At 71.2% G+C, this 7646-nt stretch carries 6 protein-coding genes; all 6 read left to right on the forward strand.

The features are described from left to right. Positions 1 to 13: 13 nt before the first annotated feature. Entirely contained in the window at positions 14 to 1825 is a 1812-nt protein-coding gene (gene polX / locus WEB03_RS01965; RefSeq protein ID WP_368069291.1) for a DNA polymerase/3'-5' exonuclease PolX, read from the forward strand. Continuing rightward, positions 1825 to 2514, forward strand: a complete 690-nt coding sequence (locus WEB03_RS01970) for a DNA-3-methyladenine glycosylase (RefSeq protein ID WP_368069292.1) — start codon at positions 1825 to 1827, stop codon at positions 2512 to 2514. The genes polX and WEB03_RS01970 overlap by 1 nt, the downstream gene beginning before the upstream one ends. 105 nt (positions 2515 to 2619) lie before the next feature. After that, entirely contained in the window at positions 2620 to 4023 is a 1404-nt protein-coding gene (locus WEB03_RS01975) for a hypothetical protein (RefSeq protein WP_368069293.1), read from the forward strand. Between the two features lie 47 nt (positions 4024 to 4070). Further along, the gene (locus tag WEB03_RS01980) at positions 4071 to 5579 is read left to right on the forward strand and encodes an ABC transporter substrate-binding protein (protein WP_368069294.1); all 1509 of its coding nucleotides are present in this window, start codon (positions 4071 to 4073) and stop codon (positions 5577 to 5579) included. A 76-nt stretch (positions 5580 to 5655) separates the two neighbouring features. Further along, positions 5656 to 6831 (forward strand): hypothetical protein, encoded by a 1176-nt coding sequence (locus WEB03_RS01985; protein WP_368069295.1) that lies wholly within the window; start codon positions 5656 to 5658, stop codon positions 6829 to 6831. A 1-nt stretch (position 6832) separates the two neighbouring features. After that, the coding region (locus tag WEB03_RS01990; RefSeq protein ID WP_368069296.1) for a branched-chain amino acid ABC transporter permease at positions 6833 to 7646 on the forward strand (814 nt) is incomplete at its 3' end.

Genomic DNA, 7646 nt, shown 5'->3' on the forward strand with positions numbered 1-7646 from the left:
GAGGCTCGAGGGGGTGGTCGTTCTGGCACGCACCAACCACGAGGTCGCTCGTCTGCTGAACGAGCTCGCGGTGCTGACCGAGATCGACGAGGGGTCACCGCAGGCCTTCCGGGTCCGCGCGTACCAGAACGCGGCCCGGGCGGTGGCGGGCCTCACGCGGGACGTCGCGGAGATGTCGGTGTCCGAGCTGTCGGACGTCCGCGGCCTCGGCAAGAGCACCGCGCAGAAGATCCGCGAGTACGTCGATGGGGGGTCGATCGCCAAGCTCGACGCGCTCCGCGAGAAGCACCCGGCCGGCAAACGAGACCTGTTGAAGGTGCCGGGCCTCGGCCCGAAGGGTGTCGAACTGCTCTCGAGCGAGCTCGGCGTGATCGACCTCGACAGGCTCCGTGCCGCGCTCGCGGACGGACGCGTCGCCGCGTTGCCAGGTATGGGGGAGAAGACGGCCGACAACCTCCGCGAGGCGGTCGAGCGCTCGGGCCTCGGATCGAAGGAGCAGCGCGTCCCCCTCGTCGACGCGCTACCCATCGCCGAACGCATCGTCGACCGGCTGCGTGAGGTCCCAGGTGTCGTCGACGCGGCCTACGCCGGGAGCGCCCGCCGGTACCGCGATGACGTCGGGGACCTCGACGTCCTGGTCGCCAGCGATGATCCGGCACCCGTGACCGAGGCGTTCGTGTCGCTGCCCGACGTCGCGCGCACGGTCGGCTCCGGCGACACCAAGACCTCGATCGCCACCCACGACGGGCTGCAGGTCGACCTGCGCGTGGTGCCACCCGAGAGCTTCGGTGCCGCCCTCGTCTACTTCACCGGGTCCAAGGCTCACAACATCCGGCTCCGCCAGCGGGCGCTGAAGCGTGGGTGGACGCTCAACGAGTACGCGCTGGCCGAGCTGCCACCCGAAGCGGACCCGGGCGCCGCCGACGCGGAGGTCCGAGCGGGGACCGCCACGGGTGCGGTGATCGCCGCCGCGTCCGAGGAGGACATCTACGCCGCGCTCGACCTCGCGTGGGTACCGCCGGAGCTCCGGGAGGACGTCGGCGAGGTCGAGCAGGCCGCTGACGGCGCCCTCCCTGACCTCGTCACCCTCCAGGCGATGCGTGGCGATCTGCACGACCACACCGACCGGTCCGGCGACGGCAAGGATCCGCTCGACGCCCTCGTGCAGGGCGCCGTGGACCGAGGTCTGCACTACCTCGGTATCACCGATCACGCCGAGGACCTGCGGATCAACGGCATCTCGAAGGTCGCCATGCTCGATCAGCGACGGGAGCTGCGCGACCTCGAGCAGCGTCGGGGCGACATCACCCTCCTGCACGGTGCCGAGCTGAACATCGGCATCGACGGCGCCCTCGACTACGACGCCGAGTTCCTCGCCACCTTCGACTGGTTGGTCGCCTCGGTCCACTCCCACTTCACCCGCCCCGTGGCCGAGCAGACCGCCCGGGTCGTGACCGCCATCCGCCACCCGTCGGTCACCGCGATCGGCCACCTCACCGGGCGGATGATGGGCAAGCGGCCGGGGATCGAGCTCGATCTCCAGCAGGTGCTCGATGCTGCGGCCGAGACCGGGACGGCCATCGAGGTCAACAGCAACCTGCGCCGCAAGGACGCGAGCGCCGAGGTGATCCGCGAGGGGGTCCGACGGGGCGTCACCTTCGTCATCTCGACCGATGCGCACACCGTCCACGAGCTCGATCTGCTCCGTCACGGCGTCGGCAACGCCCGTCGGGGTGGGCTGCCGCGGGAACGCTGTGCCAACACCTGGGACACCGACCGGTTCCTCGCCTGGCGGGACGACGTCCGCGCCGCCAAACGCGCGTGATGTCCGCGCTGGATCGCGCAGGTGAGGTGCGACGGTTCGAGCGCTCCAGGCTCGAACCCCACGCGGTCGATGCCGCCCGGGCGCTCCTCGGGGCGTTGCTCGTCCGGTCGATCGACGGGACGCAGGTGGTGGCACGGATCGTCGAGACCGAGGCCTACCGGGAGGACGATCCGGCCAGCCACACCTACGGGCGACGGACGGCACGGGTCGAGCCGATGTTCGCCGCTGCGGGTACCGCGTACGTCTACCGCTCCTACGGCGTGCACTGGTGTGCCAACGTGAGCGCTGAAGTGGACGGGATCGGTGCGGCTGTACTGCTGCGTGCGGCCGTCGTGCTCCAGGGCCACGACGCGGTGCGCGAACGTCGCCCGACGGCACGGACCGACCGCGACCTGCTCCGCGGACCGGGCAGCCTCTGCCGCGGTCTCGGCATCGACGCGCCGACCCACGACGGTGGTGACCTGATCGAGGGGCACGGGAGCCTCCTCCTCGCCGACGACGGGTGGCGTCCACGGCCCGGCGACCTGACCGCGGGGCCGCGGGTCGGCGTCAGCCGCGCGGCCGACGTGCCCTGGCGCTTCCACCTCCTCGGTGCCGCTGAGGTGTCGCGTTACGTTCGCTCACCCCGTGCCGTTCGATCCGATGGGACGAGCGGCCACGGACGAACGACCAGCGGGCGCGTCACCTGAGCGTCCGTCCATCGTTCAGACCTGTGACGTGGCCGCGCGGCGCACCCCGGCAGGAACCCGCTGCGGCCCCGGAGAACTAGGTGGCAGAGGACCGGGAGGGTCGCGATGCACGGGTCGGCAACCGAAGGACGTCGGAAGGTCGGACGGCGGATCGGCGCGGGGCTCGTGCTGCTCGTGCTCGCCTCCGGCGTCGGAGGCGCAGCCACCGCTGCCGCGCAGACCGACGAAGGGCAGCCGGTCGAGATCCAGGCGTCCACCCTCTACGTCGCGCCCGCCACCGACTCGTTGCCGCCGACGATCACCAACAGCGTCCCGCCGGCAGCCGTCTGCGTCGTCGCGCCCGAGCTCTGCCCGGACTCCACCGACGACATCCGCAAGGGCATCGTCAGCGGGATCAAGACCGTCCAGGACAACGCCGTCGACGCGCCGGTGCAACCGGTACCGCCGGACACTGCGGCCGTCTCGTACTTCGCCGGCGCTCCCCGCTACCAGACCGCCATCCTCTTCGACGCGCCTCCCGTCCCCGACGGCGAGGACGTGATGCTGTTCCAGCTGACCTTCCCCGAGGCGCAGCCGACCTACCACACCGGGTCGCCAGCCTTCCGTCGCGCGATCCTGGCCGCCTTCGAGACGATCGCCACCCGTGACCCGGCCGTCTTCGCGGCGGGCATGGCGGCGGCGCTCGAGGAGGACCCGATCGACACCTCCACGGTGATGGCCTTCGAGGCCTGCCCGCTGCTCGAGGAGTTCGAGCCGGGCGGCGCCCCGCAGGCCAGCGACGCCGCGGCGATGCCGACGAGGGAGTTCGACGGCGCGGAGGTCGCTGCGGTCGACTGCACCTTCGGCGGCAACGGTCTCCACGACGAGACCGCCGGCGTCTGGACCGTCGACCTCGCGTTCACCGCCCAGGCCTGGGCCAGCGGTGAGATCGAGAACCACGGTGTCCTGCTCCGGCCCACCGGCGCTCCGAACCTCGCGTTCGGTGACGGCGACACGACGACGACCGCCCAGATCGCGCTGGCGCTCGAAGGTGTCACCGCCACGATCGAGACCGCCGAGGCCTTCGACCCGGACAGCTTCGACTTCGGTGACGAGCCCGGGTTCGAGGACGAAGGTGGTCTCGCCGACGCACCCGACTTCGCCGACGGTGGTGGCTTCGATGACGCCCCCGGGTTCGATGACGCCTCCGTCGGAGGCGTCGGTGACCTCGGTGAGCTCGACGACGTCGCGGTGGCCGACGACCCGGAGATCGCCGGCGGTGGCGAGGGCGAGGGTGGCGAGGGCGGCGAGGAGGTCGCTCTCGACGCCCAGGCTGCGGCACCTGCCCGCGGCGGCCCGTCGACACCCTGGTGGGTCTGGACGGTCGTGCCCCTGCTGCTCGGGGGTGCCTGGCTGACCGGCTCCGCGCTACTCGCACCCCTCCCGGCGGGGGCAACCAGCACCGGGGGAGCCATGACCAGGATGCTCGAGCGGCACGCCGCGTCGCTATCCGGCCCCGCCCAGATCTGAGGAACGTCTGGTCCGCCGAGCGGATCCGAGACCGAGGAGACCGAACCATGTCCCGTCGTACCCTGCGCGCCCTCGCAGCACCCCTCGCGCTGGCACTGACCATCGTCGCCTGTGGGCAGAAGCCCGGCGTCCACGTCGAACGTGGCCCGCTGGCCGCCGGCGGCGGCCAAGGGGCCGTCGACGAGGAGGGCTTCCCGATCGGGGACGAGGAGTTCCTCGAGGACGGCGAGTTCGCGCTCGGTGAGGAGGGCGACCTCGGCGGCGAGGGCGACCTCGATGGGTCGGGGGCCGTACCTGGCGACCCATCCGATCCCGCGAGCGGTGGCGGTGACGGCTCCGGTGGTGACGGCGGTGGCGGTGACGGCTCCGGTGGTGACGGCGGTGGCGGTGACGGCGGGGGCGGCGACGGCGGCGACGGCGGGGGTGGCAAGCGTGGACCCCGCGGCAGCGACCGCACCGGCGTCACCGACGATGCGATCACCCTGGCGGTCCACGCTCCGGTCACCGGTGCGGCGCCGCTGCCTGCGACCTCCTTCGAGAAGGCCCGCGACCTGTACTGGCGGTGGGTCATCGAGGAGAAGGGCCAGAAGGTCCTCGGTCGCAGCAAGGTCAACGTCATCTTCGCCGACGACAAGTACGAGCCGTCGAACGCGCGCCAGGTCTGCCGCCAGCTCGCCAGCCGAGCCTTCTCGCTCACCGGGGGTGGTGGCACCGACCAGATCCAGGCCTGCGGGCAGTGGGCCGGCCAGGCACGGGTGCCCTACTCGTCGGCCGGTGTCACCGAGGCCGGTCTGGCGGGTAACCCGTGGTACTTCGCGGCCTCGATGTCCTACAAGCAGCAGGGTCCGCTCCTCGCGCAGTACGTGAAGAAGAACTTCTCGGGTCAGAAGACGGCCGCCATCGTCACCCAGACCCGGAACTTCGACGATGCGGTGGCCGGCTGGGAGGGATCGCTGTCCGGCATCGACTACGAGGGCACGCTCCGCCACCCGAAGGGCGACACCTCCTGGTACGGGACCTACGCCCGCCAGCTCGGGCAGGCGAACGTCAAGGTCATCTACATGCTGACCTCGCCGCTCGACTACATCCGCTTCGCCCAGACCGCGAAGGACCAGGGCTACGACTTCCAGTACGTCGGCGTCGGTATCACCAAGGGCCTCAACGCGGTGCTGAACTCCGGTTGCCCGCACGTCGGCAAGGGCACGTTCCTGTCGCCCTTCCCGGCCCTCGAGACCGCCGACAAGCTCGACCCCGACTTCCGCAAGGCGGCGGCCAAGTTCAACGTGCCGATCGACGACATCGCGTGGGCCATCTGGGGCACCGCCAAGATGCAGCACGAGCTGTTCAAGAAGTACGAGTCGATCTTCGGTACCGACCTGACCCGCGAGGACTACCGCGAGGTGGTCGCCAACGCCGGGAAGGTCAGCACCGGGGTCTTCCCCGACGTGAACTTCAGCCCGAACAACAACTTCGGGAGCACCGGCGTCCACGTCCTGAAGGCCGACTGCGGCTCGCGGACCTACAAGGACGGCGGGACCTTCAAGTCGGGCTTCTGACCGGTCGAACCACTGGAGCAGCACCGAGGCCGGCTGTCCGGCTCGGCCGAACCTGCCCGTCAGCGAGGAGAGATCCGTGACTGAGCAGCGCAACGCCGGTGGCGTGCGCGTCGTCAGCGAGGACGACGACTCGGCATCGGCCGACACCACGGCTGCTCTCCCGGTCGAACCCGGGTTCGCGGAGTCGTCGACCGGCGAGCCCTCCGGCCCGTCGCGGCTCGACCAGGCGACCGAGTTCGTCACCGAGCACCGCAAGGCCGTGCTCGCCGGCGTGGTCGGCCTGGTCGCCATCGCGGCGCTCGGTGCGAGCCGGATCGACGTCGGCGGCGTCGTCGTCGACGGGGTCTCGGTCGGCGCCGTCTACGCCATGGTCGCGCTCGGCATCGCGCTGGTCTACCGCTCCACGAAGGTCCTCAACTTCGCCCAGGGGGAGCTCGGCACCGTGCCGGCCTTCCTCGTCCTCATGTTGCTGACGGGGTTCGACCGCGCGGCGATCCTCGACCCCGCGAGCATCAGCCTGGTGCGGTTGGTCCTCTTCGCGCTCGTGGGCGTGCTGGCGGGGGCCGTCCTGGCGATCGGGGTCAACACCCTCGTCGTCCAGCGGCTCGCCGAGGCCAACCCGGTCACGAGCCTCGTGGCGACGGCGGGTGTCTCCTTCCTGCTCATCGGGGGCCAGGTCGTCGTCTTCGAGCTCCAGTCGCGCACGTTCCCGCGTGTCCTCCAGGGCTCGGTGTGTTTCGTTCGCGGCGACGACGGGTGCCTCCTGCAGACCAACGCGCACAACCTCGTGATCCTCTCCGTGCTCGTCGTGGTGGCCGCCGGGCTGGCGCTGCTGTTCCGGACCCAGCTCGGTACCGCCCTCCTCGCGACCGCGCAGGAGCCGTTCGCTGCGGCCCTGCACGGGGTCTCCCCGCGCGCCATGTCGTCACTCGCCTGGGGCCTCGCCGGAGGACTCGCGGCGCTCGGCGGGATCCTCGGGGCCGGGTACTTCGCCGGTCTGACCCCGGGGCTGATGACCACCACCTTCCTGATCCCCGCCTTCACGGCTGCGGTCCTCGGAGGGATGACCTCCATGACCGGTGCCGTCGTCGGCGGCGTACTGGTCGGCCTCGTGGCCGCCCTGGCCAACGCCATCGCCACGACCTACGGGCTCACGAGCGTCATCCCGAGCCCACCCACCCTGGCCAGCTTCGTGGTCCTGCTCCTGGTGCTGCTGATCCGCCCCAGGGGCCTGTTCGGGAAGGAGGCCTGACGTGGCCGGCACGATCGTGCGCCCCTCCGCTGCCCCTGCGCCCTCGACCGATCCGTCCGGGCCGACCGCGAAGGCGGCGGTTTGGCGTCCTTCACCGCGCGGCATCATCGCCCGCGTGCTGGTCCTGGCCACCGCCATCGGGCTGGTCCTGCTGCTCCCGCTCGTCGTCCCCGCGACCGACGTCAACGTGGTCTCCCGCGTCACCGTGTTCGCCATGGTCGCCCTGAGCCTCAACGTGCTCGTGGGCTACACCGGTCAGGTCTCCCTCGGTCACGCGGCGTTCCTCGGGTTCGGAGCCTTCGGATCCGGCTACGCCCTGACCGAGCTCGGGTTGCCGTGGCTGGTCGCGGCGGGTGTCGCCGTGCTGATCGGAGCGATCGTCGCCGTGCTCCTCGGCGGCGTCGCGCTCCGGATCCAGGGGCTGTACCTGGCGCTCGTCACGCTCGCGTTCGGGCTCTTCTCCGAACAGGTCGTCTTCAGCATCCCCGCGGTGACCGGCGGCGGCGCCGGCATGCCCGCGCCCCGTCCGGCCTTCGCCCTCGACGACGTGCCCTACGCCTACCTCTGCATCGCCGCCCTCGCGTTGGTCTGGGTCATCGACCGTCGGGTCACGGCGTCGAAGGCGGGTCGCGCCATCCGTGCGCTGCGTGACTCCGAGCGTGTGGCGGCCTCCTGGGGCATCAACGTCACCGGGTACAAGCTGCTGGCGTTCGTCATCTCCGGTGCGGTCGCGGGTCTGGCCGGCGCCCTCTTCGCCTCGATCGAGCAGATCGTCTCCAACCTGACCTTCAGCTTCACGCTGTCGCTGACCTTCC

The organism is Nitriliruptor sp. (assembly GCF_040882075.1).
Taxonomy (GTDB): domain Bacteria; phylum Actinomycetota; class Nitriliruptoria; order Nitriliruptorales; family Nitriliruptoraceae; genus Nitriliruptor.

What these genes read in the sequence shown, in the direction of transcription:
- WEB03_RS01970 (WP_368069292.1), top strand. Translation starts at nt 1,825, where the DNA reads ATGTCCGCGCTGGATCGCGCAGGTGAGGTGCGACGGTTCGAGCGCTCC.
- WEB03_RS01980 (WP_368069294.1), top strand. Translation starts at nt 4,071, where the DNA reads ATGTCCCGTCGTACCCTGCGCGCCCTCGCAGCACCCCTCGCGCTGGCA.
- WEB03_RS01975 (WP_368069293.1), top strand. Translation starts at nt 2,620, where the DNA reads ATGCACGGGTCGGCAACCGAAGGACGTCGGAAGGTCGGACGGCGGATC.